This is a genomic window from Bradyrhizobium sp. AZCC 2289 (assembly GCF_036924615.1).
Lineage (GTDB): Bacteria > Pseudomonadota > Alphaproteobacteria > Rhizobiales > Xanthobacteraceae > Bradyrhizobium.
This window is the reverse complement of the sequence record NZ_JAZHRY010000001.1, coordinates 6,211,106-6,228,025: the sequence shown is the minus strand read 5'-3', so window position 1 is coordinate 6,228,025 and position 16,920 is coordinate 6,211,106. Positions and strand designations below refer to the sequence as shown.

16 protein-coding genes and 1 tRNA gene are annotated in these 16,920 nt (G+C 61.3%); 9 read left to right on the top strand and 8 right to left on the bottom strand.

The window, feature by feature from the left end; translation table 11 throughout:
* Positions 1–359 precede the first annotated feature (359 nt).
* Positions 360–755: a DoxX family protein gene (locus V1289_RS29550; RefSeq protein ID WP_334401136.1), complete on the top strand. Its 396-nt coding sequence runs from the start codon at positions 360–362 to the stop codon at positions 753–755.
* A 121-nt stretch (positions 756–876) separates the two neighbouring features.
* Here V1289_RS29550 and V1289_RS29545 read toward each other — a convergent pair whose 3' ends face one another.
* Positions 877–1,356, bottom strand: a complete 480-nt coding sequence (locus tag V1289_RS29545; protein ID WP_074273277.1) for an Lrp/AsnC family transcriptional regulator — start codon at positions 1,354–1,356, stop codon at positions 877–879.
* A 268-nt stretch (positions 1,357–1,624) separates the two neighbouring features.
* Between V1289_RS29545 and trxB the strand changes: the two genes are divergently transcribed.
* From trxB to V1289_RS29520, 5 genes are all read left to right on the top strand, one after another.
* Positions 1,625–2,590, top strand: coding sequence for a thioredoxin-disulfide reductase (gene trxB / locus V1289_RS29540; RefSeq protein WP_334401135.1), 966 nt, complete (start codon positions 1,625–1,627; stop codon positions 2,588–2,590).
* A 2-nt stretch (positions 2,591–2,592) separates the two neighbouring features.
* On the top strand, positions 2,593–3,516 hold the full coding sequence (locus V1289_RS29535; RefSeq protein WP_074273276.1) for a LysR family transcriptional regulator: 924 nt from the start codon (positions 2,593–2,595) through the stop codon (positions 3,514–3,516).
* A gap of 495 nt (positions 3,517–4,011) precedes the next feature.
* Positions 4,012–4,944, top strand: coding sequence for a 4-hydroxy-tetrahydrodipicolinate synthase (gene dapA / locus V1289_RS29530; RefSeq protein ID WP_334401132.1), 933 nt, complete (start codon positions 4,012–4,014; stop codon positions 4,942–4,944).
* A gap of 220 nt (positions 4,945–5,164) precedes the next feature.
* Entirely contained in the window at positions 5,165–5,314 is a 150-nt protein-coding gene (locus tag V1289_RS29525) for a hypothetical protein (RefSeq protein WP_309179673.1), read from the top strand.
* Between the two features lie 125 nt (positions 5,315–5,439).
* Entirely contained in the window at positions 5,440–5,574 is a 135-nt protein-coding gene (locus tag V1289_RS29520) for a hypothetical protein (protein ID WP_334401130.1), read from the top strand.
* A 242-nt stretch (positions 5,575–5,816) separates the two neighbouring features.
* Here the strand turns inward: V1289_RS29520 and V1289_RS29515 are convergent, their stop codons facing one another.
* From V1289_RS29515 to V1289_RS29500, 4 genes are all read right to left on the bottom strand, one after another.
* Positions 5,817–6,497: a ParA family protein gene (locus V1289_RS29515; protein WP_334401129.1), complete on the bottom strand. Its 681-nt coding sequence runs from the start codon at positions 6,495–6,497 to the stop codon at positions 5,817–5,819.
* Between the two features lie 188 nt (positions 6,498–6,685).
* On the bottom strand, positions 6,686–6,997 hold the full coding sequence (locus V1289_RS29510; protein WP_334401128.1) for a hypothetical protein: 312 nt from the start codon (positions 6,995–6,997) through the stop codon (positions 6,686–6,688).
* Positions 6,998–7,092: 95 nt separating this feature from the next.
* On the bottom strand, positions 7,093–7,449 hold the full coding sequence (locus tag V1289_RS29505; protein WP_334401127.1) for a hypothetical protein: 357 nt from the start codon (positions 7,447–7,449) through the stop codon (positions 7,093–7,095).
* Between the two features lie 458 nt (positions 7,450–7,907).
* Positions 7,908–8,228 carry a hypothetical protein gene (locus tag V1289_RS29500; protein WP_442896202.1) on the bottom strand — a complete coding sequence of 107 codons (321 nt, stop codon included), beginning with the start codon at positions 8,226–8,228 and terminating at the stop codon, positions 7,908–7,910.
* A 1,064-nt stretch (positions 8,229–9,292) separates the two neighbouring features.
* On the opposite strand from V1289_RS29500, the gene V1289_RS29495 reads away from it, so the two are divergent.
* Positions 9,293–10,159 (top strand): FkbM family methyltransferase, encoded by an 867-nt coding sequence (locus V1289_RS29495; RefSeq protein WP_334401124.1) that lies wholly within the window; start codon positions 9,293–9,295, stop codon positions 10,157–10,159.
* Positions 10,160–10,425: 266 nt separating this feature from the next.
* On the opposite strand, the gene V1289_RS29490 is transcribed toward V1289_RS29495, so the two are convergent.
* The 3 genes from V1289_RS29490 to V1289_RS29480 form a co-directional block, all read right to left on the bottom strand.
* A tRNA-His gene (locus V1289_RS29490) sits at positions 10,426–10,502 on the bottom strand.
* Positions 10,503–10,672: 170 nt separating this feature from the next.
* Positions 10,673–11,107: a phasin gene (locus V1289_RS29485; RefSeq protein ID WP_334401122.1), complete on the bottom strand. Its 435-nt coding sequence runs from the start codon at positions 11,105–11,107 to the stop codon at positions 10,673–10,675.
* Between the two features lie 249 nt (positions 11,108–11,356).
* Positions 11,357–11,734 carry a phasin gene (locus V1289_RS29480; protein ID WP_334401120.1) on the bottom strand — a complete coding sequence of 126 codons (378 nt, stop codon included), beginning with the start codon at positions 11,732–11,734 and terminating at the stop codon, positions 11,357–11,359.
* A gap of 356 nt (positions 11,735–12,090) precedes the next feature.
* Here V1289_RS29480 and V1289_RS29475 point away from each other — a divergent pair, with 356 nt between their 5' ends.
* Together V1289_RS29475 and V1289_RS29470 are read left to right on the top strand one after the other, a co-directional pair.
* Positions 12,091–15,885, top strand: coding sequence for a PAS domain-containing protein (locus V1289_RS29475; protein ID WP_334401118.1), 3,795 nt, complete (start codon positions 12,091–12,093; stop codon positions 15,883–15,885).
* 84 nt (positions 15,886–15,969) lie between these two features.
* On the top strand, positions 15,970–16,917 hold the full coding sequence (locus V1289_RS29470; protein ID WP_334397941.1) for an IS481 family transposase: 948 nt from the start codon (positions 15,970–15,972) through the stop codon (positions 16,915–16,917).
* Positions 16,918–16,920: the final 3 nt, after the last annotated feature.

Sequence of the window (16,920 nt, the reverse complement as noted above, 5' to 3'; positions counted from 1 at the left end):
ACAGGATTGTGAGTGGAGGCGCGGCCGGATTCATAATAGGTGACGCCGCATAATGATTATGATTGATAACTAAGTGAGATGGTTGCGTCGATGCGTAGCTGCGATCGTTTGCTGGCGCGGGCGTTGCCGGCAGGTGTTGCGTGAGGCTCATCATGAGCGCGTGGCGTATAGGGTTTGGCCGGGGGTGAAAAACAGCGCCGCGCAGGCGCATCTTGTTGCGTTGCAATCGCGCGGAACGGCAACGGGCCGTGCGTGTTCGGAATGATTTGATTTCACAGGTGTTGACATCACAAGCCGGTGACGAAGACCGTGTAACGCGGTAGTGCTAGATTATCGTGTCAAACAAGGGGGAAAATGACATGGACCAGATGTTCTCGAAGTGGCAACCGATGGCGCTCAGCCTGTTTCGTTTCATCGCCGGGCTGCTGCTGTTTCAGTACGGCGTCGCGAAGCTTCTGAAATTCCCGCCGGATTCGCCGTTTGCAAAAGTTGAACTGATGTCATTGATCGGAGCTGCCGGCGCCATCGAGTTGATTTTGGGCGCCCTGCTGATGCTCGGTCTCTTTACGCGTCCGGTCGCGTTCATTCTGTCAGGTGAAATGGCTTTCGCCTATTTCCTCGGTCATTTTCCGAAGAGCTTTTACCCGGTCATCAACGGCGGCACCGCGGCGATCCTGTTCTGCTTCGCCTGTCTCTATCTGGCGACGTCGGGCCCCGGGCCGATCAGCGTCGATGAGATGCGGAAGAAGAGCTGAAGAGAGTTACCGTCATTCCGGGATGGTGCGTAAGCACCGGACCCGGAATCTCGAGGTTCCCCGATGCGCAATTGCGCCTCCGAGGTTCGATGCTACGCATCGCTCCGGAACGACCAACACATCAGCCCGCCACCTTCAGGTCGAGCGGCACCGCGGCTTCGTATTTCGAATTGTGCAGCACCAGCGATGTCCGGACATTGCGCACATGCGGCGCCGCGGTCAGGTGCGTGACGAAATCCTGGAACGTCGCCATGTCCGGCGCCACGCATTTCAGAATGAAATCCACTTCCCCCGACAGCATCCAGCATTCCCGCACCAGGGGCTCGGCGCGCACGAATTCCTCGAAGGCGCGGAGATCGGCTTCCGCCTGGCTGGACAGGTGCACCGAGGCGAACACCGTGACATCGAAACCGAGCCGGCGCGGGTCGAGCAGCCCGCGGTAACCCAGGATATAGCCCTCCTCCTCCAGCGTCCGCACCCGGCGCAGGCAGGGCGGCGGCGAAATGCCGACGCGTTTGGCCAGTTCGACGTTGGTGATTCGGCCATCGGCCTGGATTTCGGCGAGGATTTTGAGGTCGATTTCGTCAAGATTCTTCGACACGCGGGTCCGGTTCCTTGGGCGCAGAGAGTTTCGCAGGTGCTGTGGTAACTCTCTTAGCGCAGGCGGTGCGGCTTGCGCAATTTTATTGCGCGTGCAGCGCGCAATTTTGCGCAGTTCCGGGGAAAATTCGCCGATATGGATTGCAATTCTTGCATAGCTTCCCAGATGTCATAGACTTGGATTTGACACTTTTGGCGCCGCCGCGATGCCTTTCCGGGCGCTTCCCGCACAAGTCCTGACCAAAGTCCCCGAAGAAAGGGATCTGCCTATGTCCGCGCCTGTTCATGCCAAGGTCGTCATTATCGGTTCCGGCCCGGCCGGTTACACCGCAGCGATCTACGCGGCGCGGGCGATGCTGGAGCCGATCCTGATTCAGGGCATCCAGCCCGGCGGCCAGCTCACCATCACCACCGACGTCGAGAACTATCCGGGTTTTGCGGATGTGATCCAGGGTCCATGGCTGATGGAGCAGATGGAGAAGCAGGCGGCGCATGTCGGCACCAAGCTCGTGACCGATCTCGTCACCAAGCTTGAGCTGTCGCAGCGGCCATTCCGCCTGACCTGCGACAGCGGCGATGTGTATCTCGCCGAAACCGTGATCCTGGCCACCGGCGCGCAGGCGCGCTGGCTCGGTAAGCCGTCGGAAGAGAAATTCAAGGGCTTTGGCGTCTCGGCCTGCGCGACCTGCGACGGCTTCTTCTACCGCGGCAAGGAAGTGGTCGTGGTCGGCGGCGGCAACACCGCGGTCGAGGAAGCGCTGTTCCTCACCAACTTCGCCTCGCAAGTGACCATCGTGCATCGCCGCGATCATTTCCGCGCCGAGCGCATCCTGCAGGACCGGCTGTTCAAGCACCCCAAGATCAAGGTGGTTTGGGACTCGGCGATCGACGAAATCTGCGGCACTGAAAATCCGGGCAAGGTCACCCATGTCCGCCTGAAAAACGTCAAGAGCGGTACGCTGACGGAAGTGTCGGCCGACGGCGTCTTCATCGCGATCGGGCACGCGCCTGCGACCGACCTCGTCAAAGGCCAGATCAAGCTGAAACCATCCGGCTATGTCGAGGTGGCACCGAACTCGACCGCGACTTCGGTGCCCGGCGTATTCGCGGCCGGCGACGTCGCGGACGAAACCTACCGGCAGGCGGTCACGGCCGCCGGCCTTGGCTGCATGGCGGCGCTGGAGGCCGAGCGCTTCCTGGCTTTGCGCGCGAGCGATCGCGCGGCGGCGGAATAATCATGGCGCGCACTCGGGACGGATTTACAGACATGGATTGGGACAAGCTGAAGGTTTTTCACGCGGCGGCGGAGGCGGGAAGCTTCACCCATGCCGGCGAGCAGCTTGGGCTTTCCCAATCGGCGGTCTCGCGGCAGGTGAGCGCGCTGGAGCAGGAGCTCTCGGTCTCGCTGTTCCACCGCCACGCCCGCGGCCTGATCCTCACCGAACAGGGCGATCTGCTGTTCCGCACCGCGCATGACGTTTTCATGCAGTTGCAGGCGGCCCGCGCCAAGCTCACCGACAGCCGCGAGCGGCCGAGCGGCGACCTCAAGATCACCACACCGCCGGCGCTCGGCATCAACTGGCTGATTCCGCGGCTCGACGAATTCACCGCACTTTATCCGGATATAAGGATCTCGCTGATCGTGACCGACGAGGATCTCGATCTGTCGATGCGTGAGGCCGACGTCGCGATCCGCACCCGCAAGCCGACCCAGCCGGACCTGATCCAGAGAAAACTGTTCTCGATCGGCTTCCATGCCTATTGCTCGCCGGAATACATCAAGCGCTTCGGCACGCCGCGCACGCTCGACGACCTCGACTCGCATCGCATCATCATGCTCGGCGATGCACAGGTGCAGCCGCATCTGCAGAACCGCAACTGGCTGATCGAAGCCGGCCGCAACGGCTCCGGTCCGCGCGAGGCCTATTTCAAGGTCAACAATATCCTGGGCCTGGTGCGCGCCTGCCAGCAGGGGCTCGGCATCGCAGCACTGCCGGATTATCTGGTCGAGGAAAACAACCGCCTGGTGCAGCTGTTCGGCGAGTCCGACTCGATCCAGCTCGACACCTATTTCGTCTATCCGGAAGAGCTGAAGACGGTGGCGCGGGTGCAGGTGTTCCGCGATTTCGTGGTGAGCAAGGCGCAGCGCTGGCCCTCCTAGGAGCGGGCAACTTCGTCATCCCGCTTCCGGATTAGCGGTTCTTATACCGCCCCCGGGACTCCGCATGACTGACATGCGGCTCGGACGGTTGATGCAAGCCGCCGATGGGGATCATAGTGGTTCCACGCTGAGCGTTCGCGTCGCGCATATGTCCCCCTCCTCCAGCGGCGCGGAAGCTCAGTAATCCCTCTTGGAAGGTGATTGTGTCGGCCTCACGTGGCCAATACCTTAAGCCGGGCTCTTTTGAGCCCGGCTTTTTTTTGCCCGTTCGTCATCGCCGGTGCGCGGATTGACAAGCGTGCGCCGCACCAGCATCATCGTCACATGATCACGAATTCGTGCACCGCAACGTCGTCGAAAAAAGGTCCCCTGCTGGGGATCCGAGATCGACGCGCGCGATAAACTGTTCGCTCATACCCGATCCCGAAAACCCCGCCGTCTGGACGGGGTTTTTTATTGGTCCCGTCTCCGGCTCACTCCTCAAGGAGACGACCAATGACCGACCAACCAAGGATTTGCCTTCAAACCCGATTTCAGGGCCTGTGGCTGCCCCTCGTCACGCCGTTTCGCGACGGCGAACTCGACGAGCCGTCATTGCGCCGGCTGGTCCGGCATTACGCCGACGGCTCTGTCGATGGCTTGATCCTCGCGGCCACCTCGGGCGAGGGCATGACGCTCGGGATCGACGAACTCGAGCAGCTCGTAGGGACGGTGCGGTCCGAACTCGCCGAGGCGAGGCGCGCCCTGCCTATCTGTCTTGGCCTGTCGGGCGCCAGCACGCAGAAGATGCGCGATGCGCTGGACGAGACGGCGGCGTGGCCGATCGACGGCTATCTGATCGCGAGCCCCTATTACACGCGGCCGTCGCAGCGCGGTCTGGTGCAGCATTTCAATGCGCTCGCCGACCACGCCGCATGGCCGATCGTGCTCTACAACATCCCCTACCGGACTGCGGTCAATCTCAGCAACGAGACGCTGCTGCAACTGGCGGAACATCCAAACATCATCGGCATCAAGGATTGCGGCGCCGACCGCGGGCAATCGATCGAGTTCCTGCGCCGCCGGCCATCCGGCTTCCGCGTGCTGACCGGCGAGGACGCGCAATATTTCGACGCGCTCACCGACGGCGCCGACGGCGCGATCCTGTTGTCGGCGCATATCGAGACGGAGCTTTTCGCATCGGTGCGGACCTTGCTGAAGCAGGGTGACCGCGATGCCGCGCTGGCGCGTTGGGAAAGCATTTCCGAGCTCACAAACCTGTTGTTCGCCGAGCCGAGCCCGGCGCCCGCAAAATACTGGCTGGCGCGGACCGGGCTGATCGACAGCGCCGAGGTCCGCCTGCCGATGGTGGAAGTGGGCGCCGAACTGGCGGCCCGGCTCGATCGGGAGATCGGGCGGCGCACACCGCAGCTGTTGCGCCGCGCTTAAGCGGCCCTCGGCTGCCTGCTTTGCGTTAGGCCGGCTTCTATCTCCGTCATCCCTGCGTAACGGCTTCGCCGCTATCGTGGAGATGATGGAGACGGCTCTGCGGCGATCCGCGTAGTTAACAATCGCCGACCGCAACACTTCAAAGTCGCAGGAAGCTGCGAGCGTGACTTTAGAATTCTAGGCTTATTGATATCCCCTCATAAAAAACGGGGGGAAGCCAATGAATACCGAAATCACACACAATCCGAAATTTCCGACCTGCGAGCGCGCCCAGCGGATGCACGACGTCCTTTTGGTGTCGTCGTTTGCGCTGTGGGCGATGCTGATCGGCTTCGTGCCGGTCATGACCTATCGCCTGCTGATCGCCTGATGTGGCGGATGCAGTGGTTAATCCGCGGTAGCACCTGTGGTCAAATGCGAGCGAAATCGCGACCGGGTTTTTAAAAAAGGTCGCGTATCAAGGTCGCCACAACAGCGAAAAAACGCGGGGGCGTCGTGAACTTCGAAAACAATACTATCCCTGACCAACGGGGCTTTACCACCGAGGACGTGCTTTGGGCGGTCGGGATCTGGTCGGTGATCCTGACCCTGTCGCCGGTCATCGTGTTCTACATGCTGATGGTGGCGTGAAGGCCATCAGCCGTCATTGCGAGCGCAAGCGAAGCAATCCATAGCACCGCGAACGGTGGAATGGATTGCTTCCGCCTTCGCTCGCGAGCTACGGCGGACAAGTCGTCGCGGAGTTTATCATCGGGCCCGCCGAAGGCGGGACCCGGTGGCTCCTCGCAATGACGAGGCGATAATTCTGCGCAAAAACATAATAGAAAAACGCGCGGAGCCCGCGCGTCTTTTATCCAGAAGATACGGCGTTGTTACGCCGCCTGCTTGTGCATGGCGCCGGACGCCGACGCGGTACCACGGATCGCCTTGATCGAACGTTCGATCGCAGCCCAGAGCCTTCCGATCTCGGCTGCGGCCCGGCCTTCCGCGTAATATTCGCGGGCGCCTTCGCCGTTGCCGAGCGCCATCAACAGATCGGCGCGGTTGGTGATCTGGCCGCTCCACACCGGCGCACGGAATTTTGCCAGTGCTTCGCGCGCGATGGTGACGATCCGGCTTTCGACGCCGTCCCGTTGCGCAGGTGCGCCGTTGATTACGACCGCATAGGGCTTGCGCGCCGTGCGGCATATCTGAATGGTTTCCTGCACCGCGTTAACGTCGAACACGCCCGGCCGCGCCGGAATGATCACCATCGTGGCGTTCTTGATGGCGTCGTCGACGACCGCCGACAGATTCGGCGGCGTGTCGATGAACACCCATTCAATACCGTCGCGCTTGGCGGCGGCGATGATCCCGCTGACGGAATTCACAGCAGCCTTGATCGGCGGTTCGTTGGTGCCACGCAATTTGTGCCACAGGGTCAGCGAACCCTGCGGATCGGCGTCGATCATCAAACAGGGTTTCGTCGCCTTGTGGACATGCGCAGCGAGATGAGCAGCCAGGGTACTTTTTCCCGAGCCCCCTTTACGCGAAGCGAAAACAATGACGTTCATACCTTGGCCTCCAGATTGACCCCAGGAGACGAAAATGAATCAGCGCGCTGATTCGTGAAAGAAAAATTTACTAGCAATCGCGAAGAAGCCACGGATTAGCCGCCAAGGCTGCTTTTTGAGTCACACCTTGCGCCGCAACACAACCGAAGATGGAGTTGGCCGGGCGATTGAACGGCGATTGAAGTGACTCACTGCGCGCTTTTCGCACGCTGGCGCGCGATCCATTTGCGTTCAACCCATCCGAGCAGTCGCGCCATCGGCTGCTGCAGCACCGGGACGTCCTGCGCGAACAAAAGGAGTCCGAGCGGCAACATCCAGAGTCCGAGCACCGGCAAAAAGCTGAAAACCCCGCCGACGATCAACAGAATGGCGAGCGGAATCCGGGCGTAGCGCGACGACGGCTTGCGCAACCAGCCGACTAGCCTGGCCGGCCGCGGCGGCAACCTGCCCTCGAACCAGCCAAAATGCCGGTCGAGTTCTGCCTGATGATCTTCGCGCATCTCACTCTCCACGTCCGGGAGAGATGTCGACGCGCGCTGCCGCCGCAAGGCGGCAGTCTGTCGCGCGACCAGGGACTTGAAACGGTGCGCGGCGGTCAGGTCGCCGCGGGTTTTGCCGGCTTCTTGGGCTTGCGCGGCGTGGTATTGGCAGGCTTCGTTCGCGCCGCGGCCGGTTTGATGGCCATCGGCCGGCCGGCCGGCGCGACCGCAACCGGCTCGGGGTCGGGCCTGAAGTAGACCCGGCAGCCCGGCGAGAGCTGGGATTTTTTCCGGATCATGCAGGCGGTGATGCGGTCGACGTCGGGAACGAACTCGCCGCACAGCTGCATCGCATCGCCAGAGCAGGCTTGCTGCTGTTCGGGCGTATAGGCCTGGCCCGCAGCCGGCCACATCGCAACCGCGAGCGCCACAGCGAGCATCGAAGCGAACTGGAAACTCCCGAACCGGACCATCGTCACGAATCCCCCCGAAGCGCGATTTCGGGAATTGTGGGTGAATGCCGCTGGCTTGGCAAGCCGGGGTAGACCAAACAGCGGTAGACATTGGGGCCACAGGGCTATGCCGCGCGCAGAATCAGCGATGTGGGGCGTGGTACAGTTGGGTGGGTACTGCCGTGGAAGCAAATTACCCTTGATAAACCGAGTGAATTTGGCCGCGACCGATTTGCTTTTGTAGCGCGCTTTTGTAGTGAATTCCTGGCATGCAAGACGCTGCCGCTCAGTCTTGGCATGCAACGCTGCCGCTCAGTAAAGAGCCCGCCAGGATCATCCGTAAGCAGGGTTGTGCAGCGGGCCGCCACGACAGATCACGGCTGTCTGTTCCCAAGCGTTTACACGCGCCGTGTCTTGCTTGGCAGATGTACGCTTTCGCCCAGACGCGGAACTAAAGTTCAAGTGGGCCCGAACTTAGACTAGGCCGTGGCCGGAGCGGCGATCCTTTCCTTCAGTTCGGTGCAGGTCTTGCGAACCTCCGCCGTCATCTGCGAACAGTCCTCAATCTGAACGAAGATGCGCTTGGCCTCCTCGCGGTAGCGCATTGCGGTTTCCTTCATCTCCTGGGTCACGGCGAGCGCATCGCGGGTCATCGCCTCGCATTGCTTGACGCGCTCGATCAGTTCCGCGCCCATCGCCTCGATGTCTTTCGCCGCAGCTTCGTATTCGCGGACAATGGCTTCCGCTGTCAGCTTGCCGATTTCCGTGGCCCCCTCGCGGTGCTCGACATAGTCCGGCATCGACACGGTCGGCTCACGCACCCTTGGCGGCGCGAAAGTGACAGGCCGCGGCTCATGGATTGGTGGTCTGTTTCGAAACTCTGCCTCGATTTCGCTCTCTAGATCAATGACGCTCGAGACTCGTCCTACTGTTGACTGAACCATCACTAATACTCCCTTGGTTAACAAAGTGAGTCCTCGTAATCGAGCTTAATCAGACTCCGCTTCTTCGGACGCTGCTTCGCGCTCTTGCGAAGAGAGAAGAGAATATCGCCAAAGTTCCCGTAGTTCTACTGTGACCAATGACGATTGTTCACTAAACGTTCCTTCAATGAATTAGCGGCTACGTTTTTCAACTTAGGACACGGGGGCACAAAGGCTCCTGTACTCTCCTCGGGCGCTCGCGAAGCGTGTGTCCCACAGGGCCCACCTGTCCAACCCAGCCCAGGCTCAAGTCCTCACTGGGTGTCCCGGATGATTGCTTTGCTGAATAGCAGAGTCAGTGAACGGGTCGGGGGTCTTATGGGCTTCCGAACAATGACGGCCGCAGCCTGCATGGCCACTCAGACAGGACAACGCTCATCATCAACCTCGCCACGGGTCTCGTTGCCACCGGAATAGTGGCGTTATCGTTAGAAAGCGTGGGAGTGGCTTTGGTGTTCTTTGGCCTCGCAGGTTGGCTCATCAGCCACGCATAACGACCACCGCCTCGTTTAGGCAGTCACTCGCCCTCCAGAGGCAGCAAGCGATTGGCAGAGCGTTCGTTGGACCCCCCTTTTGCCTTTGAAATCCCGATGATCCGCTCAGATCAAAACTTCAAAATTCGCCAGTAAACCTCGGCGCTGCTGCTGAACTGACGGCTAGGGTGTTCAAGCCAAAAATCGGGACCTCCATTTTAAAACATTGAGGCAATCGGAACACATTGGAACCGTTCGGCGCGCTGCTTCGTCAAAGGGTCTTAGGCTTGCTCAAGCGCGACCGAGCTTCAGGATGCGCTTCAAGTGTGCGAGCCTCGGCATACGGCCGCTTGACGAGCCTTGGCCAGCATCTACCTTCTTGGCCCTGGGGCACGCAAAGGACCAGCCATGGACGAGACCCTCATTTACGACGTGGGTGCCCACAAGGGCGAGGATACTGAATTCTATCTAAAAAAGGGATTTCGCGTCGTCGCCATAGAGGCGATGCCAGAATTCTGCGAATCCATCAGCAACCGGTTTTCGGAATACGTGAAGTCGGGCGCTCTATCAGTCGTTAATCTTGCAGTGTCGAACTCGCCCGGGGACATCCGCTTTTATGTCGACGATCGTGTTTCGGAATGGGGAACAACGAATCAAGATTGGTCCGAAAGAAACAAGAATTTCGGCGCAGGTGTGGGACGGACGTTGACGATACGCGCTGCGAAGTTAGCGGACATTCTGAAGGAGCACGGTATCCCGAGATACTGCAAAATCGATATTGAGGGCAACGACCTCGAAGCGTTGGCGTCTCTGGAAAATCTCTCTGAGCTACCGCAATTCGTGTCCATTGAATCTGACAAATCAAGCTGGAAAAAACTTATCGAAGAATTCGAGACGTTCGAAAGACTAGGATACCGGAAATACAGAATAATTGATCAGTCACTTGTCTACATGCAGAAATGTCCAACGGCTCCGAAAGAAGGAAATTTTGTTGATTGGCGGTTTAAGAACGGAAGCAGCGGCCTTTTCGGAAATGAATTGCCGGGAACATGGGTAAATGCACTTGAAGCTATCGAAGTCTACAAGGGCATATTTCGCGGATATGCGATCAATGGAGACCTTGGACTGTTCGGTGGCGGCCCAAAAAGCATGTTTAATATGGTCGGCAAGATTCAAGAGAAGGTGTTTCGCCTCAAGGGCTCTAGACATTACTTGAATCCCGCGATGCAGTTCCCGCCGCCCGGTTGGTACGACACCCATGCGGCGAGAGAGTGATCGGCCTAAAGACAGAGTCCGCTCTACGGCGCGACCCGCGCGGCTTTTAGCCGTGCTGGCGTTCGTCATGGCTGAAGAAACTGAATGCGGTGCGTGGTGCCTCGCGGACATCAGCGGGGATGCCCTTGCGCGCAACATACTCACCATTCTTGGATCGAACTAACGCGACCATCCTGACTGCCATTTGGAACGCTCTTTGTATTTAGCGCGCTCAAATACGTCAGGCCTATCAATACGATGCTGGAACCACAGGGAATTTTGTGTGGTGGTACAGTTGGGTGGGCTCGAACCACCGACCTCCTGTTCCACAGACAGGCGCTCTAACCAACTGAGCTACAACTGCATCCTTGCGAGATCCCTCAAATGGGGGTCCGCGAATGGGGCGGAAACTAGGTGCAACGCCCCGCTTTGGCAAGGCCGGGAAGCAGTCAATTGCGCCCGCAAAACGACCTCTCAAACGAAAAGCCCGGGCTGTCCGCCCGGGCTCTCCTCCAAACGCAAAGCGCCGATCGATCAGGCGGCCGGCTTATAAAGCTTCGACGCGCTGGCCTTGATCGGCTCGACGGTCTCGGTCGCAACCTTCTGGCCCAATTCGGCCAGTTCCTTGGCCTGGGCGGCAAGCGTCTCAAACTGCTTGCGAGTATGCGAGGTCCACAGCTCCAGCGCGGCCGACGGCGTTTTCACGCCGAACAATTCCTGCGCGAAGTCGAGCGAGGCCGAGGTGTTCGCCTTGAAGAATTCGAGCAGCTTGGCGGAGTATTCGCTGGCGCCCTTGCTGGCGGTCGTGAACACCGCCTCGATGGTGCCGTTATGGGTCTCGGCGGCATCCTTGAACTTGGCGTAGCTGTCGCGGACCTGCGAAACGCCCTTTTCGGCGAACGCGCGCACTTGCTCGGGAACCTCGAACGGGATGATGGAGGCGGAGAACGGATCGTTGGGGTTGGTCATGGCATTTATCCTTCGCAATGGGGTGAAACACTGTGACCCATTGCGTACCCGGCTACGCGAAATGCCGGAAACGTCGAATCGGATCACCTACTCAAACTCACGGAAGTGCCCAACCACGGGCCTGCCTAATAAGCACCCATATCATGGCAATTTTGTGCATTGCAACGAAGAATTGAGTGCAACGCCGCATACCCGACCCGGAATGGATGCAAGTTCCGCGTTGGAACCGCTAGGGTTGTGTCGAGAGCGTTAGGCCTTGGGCTTGGCGGCCTCCATGGCGGCCTTGCTCACGATCTGGCCCATTTCGCTGGCCTGCTCCGCCAGTGACCGCATTTGACCCTGCACATAGTCGCTGTGCAGCCGCATCACCTCGGTCAGGTCCTTGGCTTTCAGCAGCGACTGGGCATAGTCCAGGGAGGCCTGCACGTTCTTTTCGGCATAGGCGATCGCCTTGCTGCTGATGTCCTTGGCGCCGGCGCGAACCGTTGCGCCGCGCTCCTCGAGCGAACCTGCGGTCGCCTGCGCGGAGGTCAGGAATTTCTCGAAAGTCTTGCGGGCCTGATCGAAGCTCGCCTCGGCCATCGCCTTCATGTCCTTCGGAATCTCGAAACGCGTATCTTCATTCATGATCGCACTCCTTTTTCGTTGGCGGGTTTCGTTGGCGGAGCCAGCCTTAAGCCCCGGTTCCCGGCAACCCGCATCAGGATATCGCCAAAAGACCTCACCGGTGTGACGCGGTATCCGTCGGCTCCCTATCGTGGACCCCTGATGGCGCTTTGCAACATCCCAACGCGTAGGGCGGCTAAACAGTTCGACTGGATTAAGGTTATCTCGGCTTTGGATAGCGCCGCCGTAGCCGGGCCGTGGACCTGCCGCTCCTCGCTTGCGATACTCGCGATCCACCAAGGCTGCCATCGTTTGGCCGCCGGTTTCTGAAGCCATTATCGGGCAAAAAGCCCAACCTGTGCGGTCATATCGTCGCGATGAATAATGCGGAATTCCAGTTGCACCTGCTTGGCGATCCCAGATTGGCGTTGCATGCAACCAGCGCCCTGCCCGCATGGCTTTGGTCGATCGACGGCACCCGGATTCTGTGGGCCAATCCGGTTGGCGCCCGCGTGTTCGGCGCCGCCAATGCGGCAGCCCTCGCGCAGAAGATTTTCGGACCGGCGGATCCGCACCGGCGACAGGTCGCGCGGCTCGGCGGCCGGTTGCCGCACAATGGCGCGATCCGGCTGGAGCGTCTGCGCGGCTTCGGCGCTTTGCCCGGCATGCTCGCGACCTGCGGCTGCGCGCGGCTCGATTTTCCGGATGGCAGCCACGGCATCCTCGTTACAACGGGCAGCGCCTCCGGCCGCACCATGCCGCTGGTCGAACGGCTGCAGCGGCTGGTCGAGGGCATCGACCGGCCGATCGCGGTGTTTGCCTGCGACGGCATGTTCATCGGCGCCAGCGATGCGGCGCGTCCGCTGCTCGGCTTTCGCAATCTCTCCGAGGCCGGTCTCGACGCGGCGCGCGCCGACGCGTTGAAACAGGGCCGTGTCGAAACGCCTGTCGGCATCGGCCACATGGTGCTGCAGCGTGTCGGCCAGGGCGCCGATATCGGCCTGGTCGCACTGATCGCGCCCGGCACCACCCAGGCCGCTCATCATACGCGGCCTGCCGCGCCGCTGCTGCCGGAAGCCAAACTGCCCGAGGCGGAAGCGGTCGCTGCCGTGACGGAGCCGCCGGCCGCTGCGGCCGTCGATCGATCCTTCGCAAGCTACGAAGCGCCGGCACTATCCGGCGAAGCGCCCGCCGAGTTCGCCTTGTTCGATGCATTTGAGGAGCCGCCTGCGGAAGCCGTCGCTGAACATGTCGTTGCGGAAGAGCCGGCCGAACCCGACATGCAGACGCTGCCACCCGATCTTCCGCATGACAGAGGCGCGCCGGTCGAAGCGTCAGACAGCGAAACATCGTATGATGAAACGCCGCCTGTTGATTCCCCGCATTCCGAACTGCCGCAGCAGACGGTGACACCGGAGATCGAAGTGCCGCCGCACGAGCCATCGCCCTACGTCGAGGCCGTCGCCGATGAACCGGCAGCCGAGCCTGTCGAGGAGCCGGCGCCTGCGCCCGTTGCAGAATCACCGCCACCACCGGCCGCCGAAATTTCCGCGCCGGCGCAGGCGCCGATGCCGGTCAAGGCGCCGTCATGGCTCGACGAGCCGCTGCCGAATACGCGCCGGCTGCCGCTGCGCTTCATGTGGCAGATGGATCATGAGGGCCGCTTCTCGCTCGGCTCGGACGAATTCACCCGCCTGATCGGTGCGCGCACTGCCGCCGGTTTCGGCCGGCTGTGGAGCGACATCTCGCACGCTTTCGGACTCGATCCTGAAGGCCGCGTGATGAAGGCATTTGCCACGCGCGATACCTGGAGCGGCATCACGCTGAACTGGCCGGTCGATGGCGGCGGCCGCCTGCCGGTCGAATTGTCGGGCCTGCCGATCTTCGACGGCACGCGGAATTTTGCCGGCTATCGGGGCTTCGGCGTTTGCCGCGACCTCGACGGACTGGCGCGGCTGGCCGCGTTGCGCCGCTATGAGTTCTTCGGTGCGCCGCTTGCGCCGCAAGCGTTGTCGGCTGACGTCGTTAAGGCAGGTTCGGCCCCGGACGCGCCAGGCGAAGATCGGCCTGCAAAAGACGCGTCCGCTCACGACGTACCAACGCCAGAACTGCCTACTCGAGATCTGCCCGCTGAACACCTGCTCACCGAAGATCTGCCCGCCAAAGACTTGCTCGAAGAAACCTTGCCTCAAGAAAATTTGCCTCTGGAAAACTTGATCGCCGAGGAGCCGCCCATTGCGGATGTTCCCGGCGACCTCAGCGTTGCTCCGGCTGCCGAATTGCCGGAACCGATAGCGTCAGAGACTTCACAACAAACCGATTTGGAAACGCCCGTGGAAACCCCCGTGGAAATGCCAGCGGAAACGCCGAAGAATGTGTTGCCGTTCCGCCCGATCGGCGACAGCAAACCGCCGTCGCTGACGCCGGTCGAAAACAGCGCCTTCAACGAACTCGCGCGGCAATTGTCGGCACGGCTCGAGACCGAGATGGGCGCGGACACAACGCCGCCCGCGATCGATGTCGACGAGACCGTGGTCGGGCCGCCCGCGTCTGAAACGCGCGACGTGGCAAGTGAACTGAAAAGTGAACTGAACAGCGAACCGCCGGCCGGGGAACAGCCCGATTGGCTGGCGCCCCCGGAACCGCCCGCGCGCGGCGAGGCCAAACGCGACAAGGCGCTGCTCGATCTCATTCCGGTCGGCGTGCTGATCTACCGGCTCGACCGGCTGCTCTACGCCAACCCCGCGTTTCTCGCGCAGATGGGCTATGCCGGCCTGCACGCGCTGGAAGAAGCCGGCGGCCTCGACGCGCTCTATGTCGAGCCCGGCGTGTCGAACGCCTCCAGCACGTCGGACACCGGCACGCCGGTCAAGATTTCCGCGAGCCAGCCGTCGGAGCAACAGACGCCGCCGCAGGCTGTCGACGCGCGGCTCTACACGATTTCATGGGACGGCGATTCCGCGCTCGCCCTGATCTATTCGGGCCCGCATTCGCAAGGCGCGGCTGTCGCGGCTGCGATCGCGGAAGTGGCCCCGGTCGTCGAGCCCTCGGCGGTCGGCCACGCCGACGCCGAGGAACTCGGCGCCATCCTCGACACCACGGCCGAAGGCATCGTGATGTTCGACGCCGAGGGCAATATCAATTCGGCCAATCGCAGCGCCGAAGCGCTGTTCGGCTATGACGGCGCCGAGCTCGTGCAGCGCAATCTCGCCGATTTGTTCGCGCCGGAGAGCCAGCACGCGGTGTTCGACTATCTCGCCAGCATCAAATCCGGCAGCGTCGAAAGCCTGCTCGATCACGGCCTCGATGCGCTCGGGCGCGTCGCCAAGGGCGGCCTCATCCCGCTGGCGATGACCATGGGACGGACGCGGACCGACGGGCCGAATTTCTTCGCCGTGTTCCGCGATCTTACGCCTGCAAAAAAGACCGAGGGCGAATTGCGCGAGGCGCGGCGGCTGGCCGATCGCGGCGCCAACGCCAAGGCCGACGTGCTGGCGCGGATCAGCCATGAGGTGCGCACGCCGCTGAACGCCATCATCGGTTTTGCCGAGGTGATGATCGGCGAGCGTTTCGGTTCGCTCGGCAACGAGCGCTACGCCGAATACATGAAGGACATCCGCGCCTCCGGCGAACGGGTGATCGCCATCATCAACGATCTGCTCGACCTCTCCAGGATCGAGACTGGCAAGCTCGATCTTTCCTTCACCAACCAGAACCTCAATGAACTGGTCGAGAGCTGCGTCGCTGTGATGCAGCCGCAGGCCAACCGCGAACGTATCATCATCCGCACGTCGCTCGCGCATATGTTGCCGCCGGTGGTGGCCGACGCCCGCGCGCTGCGCCAGATCACGCTGAACCTGATCGGCAATTCGATCCATCTCGCCAATGCCGGCGGCCAGGTCATCGTCTCCACGGCGCTGTCGGATTTCGGCGAGGTGGTGCTGCGCGTCCGCGATACCGGCCAGGGCCTCAACGACAATGAGGTGGCCGCGGCGCTGGAGCCGTTCCGCACCCCGCCGCCATCGGATCAGTCCTCCGACAATTCGCCGGTCAATCTGTCGCTGACCAAGGCCCTGGTCGAAGCCAACCGCGCCAAATTCCAGATCAAGACCGGCGGCCGTACGGGCACGCTGATCGAGGTGGTGTTTTCCCACGCGACCGCGAAGGCCTAGATGTGGGCTTTCAGGAGGTTGTCCATCTGGTCCGAACCGAGGAAGCTGAGGTTGCGAAGCTTCAGTGTTCCACGGAGAGACCAGATGAACAGCCATAAGAATGCTCCCCTGACGCCGAAAGGTCGAGAGGCCATGGTGCGGAGTGTGGCAGCGGGACTGAGCAAAGCGGCCGCCGCGCGCCAGTTCAACACCACGCCAAAGACCGTCGCCAAATGGGTCGGACGGTTCCGCGCAGGCGGTGTCGATGGTTTGCGCGACCGCTCCTCCAGGCCTCTTTCATTGCCAAGCCAAACGGCGCCCGCCACATGCGCCGTGGTTGAGGCCTTGCGCCGCCAGCGCTACACCGGCAAGCAGATCGCGGCCGAGGTCGGCGTGTCTCCGGCGACCGTCAGCCGCATCCTGCAGCGGCTCGGCATCAACAAGCTCTCGGCACTGGAGCCGGCCGAACCGGTGCGCCGGTACGAGCGCGAACACCCCGGCGAGATCATCCACATCGATATCAAAAAGCTGGGCCGTTTCGAGCAAGTCGGCCACCGCATCACCGGCGATCGCCAAAGCAAGAGCCGCAGGGTCGGTTGGGAATATCTGCACCTGGCAATCGACGACCATTCCCGCGTCGCCTATTCGGAAATCTTGCCCGATGAAAAACGTCGATCCTGCCTGAGCTTTCTCTTTAACGCGTTGCGCTTCTTCAGGGCCCATGGTGTCAAAGTCTATCGTGTCATGACCGACAACGGCACTAGCTTCCGATCCCGTCGTTACCCTAAGGCATTGCGCCTGCTCAAAATCAAGCACCTGCGCACTAAGCCCTATACGCCGAAAACCAACGGCAAGGCCGAGCGCTTCGTCCAAACCTCGTTGCGCGAATGGGCCTATGCCCAAGCCTATCTCACATCAGATCATCGGGCTCAGCACCTGCCGATCTGGCTGCATCGATATAACTGGCATCGACCACACAGCAGTCTAAAGTCCAAACCACCCATCAGCCGCCTCGGCTTGACCGAGGACAACCTGTTGAGGCTCCACACCTAGATT

Excerpts from the sequence above, each read along its gene's own strand:
- trxB (WP_334401135.1), top strand. The coding sequence starts at position 1,625 with ATGTCCGCGCCTGTTCATGCCAAGGTCGTCATTATCGGTTCCGGCCCG.
- V1289_RS29535 (WP_074273276.1), top strand. The coding sequence starts at position 2,593 with ATGGCGCGCACTCGGGACGGATTTACAGACATGGATTGGGACAAGCTG.
- V1289_RS29500 (WP_442896202.1), bottom strand. The coding sequence starts at position 8,228 with ATGCCGGACTATGTCGAGCACCGCGAGGGGGCCACGGAAATCGGCAAG.
- V1289_RS29515 (WP_334401129.1), bottom strand. The coding sequence starts at position 6,497 with ATGAACGTCATTGTTTTCGCTTCGCGTAAAGGGGGCTCGGGAAAAAGT.
- V1289_RS29505 (WP_334401127.1), bottom strand. The coding sequence starts at position 7,449 with ATGGTCCGGTTCGGGAGTTTCCAGTTCGCTTCGATGCTCGCTGTGGCG.
- V1289_RS29510 (WP_334401128.1), bottom strand. The coding sequence starts at position 6,997 with ATGCGCGAAGATCATCAGGCAGAACTCGACCGGCATTTTGGCTGGTTC.
- V1289_RS29475 (WP_334401118.1), top strand. The coding sequence starts at position 12,091 with ATGAATAATGCGGAATTCCAGTTGCACCTGCTTGGCGATCCCAGATTG.
- V1289_RS29485 (WP_334401122.1), bottom strand. The coding sequence starts at position 11,107 with ATGACCAACCCCAACGATCCGTTCTCCGCCTCCATCATCCCGTTCGAG.
- V1289_RS29495 (WP_334401124.1), top strand. The coding sequence starts at position 9,293 with ATGGACGAGACCCTCATTTACGACGTGGGTGCCCACAAGGGCGAGGAT.
- V1289_RS29550 (WP_334401136.1), top strand. The coding sequence starts at position 360 with ATGGACCAGATGTTCTCGAAGTGGCAACCGATGGCGCTCAGCCTGTTT.
- dapA (WP_334401132.1), top strand. The coding sequence starts at position 4,012 with ATGACCGACCAACCAAGGATTTGCCTTCAAACCCGATTTCAGGGCCTG.
- V1289_RS29480 (WP_334401120.1), bottom strand. The coding sequence starts at position 11,734 with ATGAATGAAGATACGCGTTTCGAGATTCCGAAGGACATGAAGGCGATG.
- V1289_RS29525 (WP_309179673.1), top strand. The coding sequence starts at position 5,165 with ATGAATACCGAAATCACACACAATCCGAAATTTCCGACCTGCGAGCGC.
- V1289_RS29470 (WP_334397941.1), top strand. The coding sequence starts at position 15,970 with ATGAACAGCCATAAGAATGCTCCCCTGACGCCGAAAGGTCGAGAGGCC.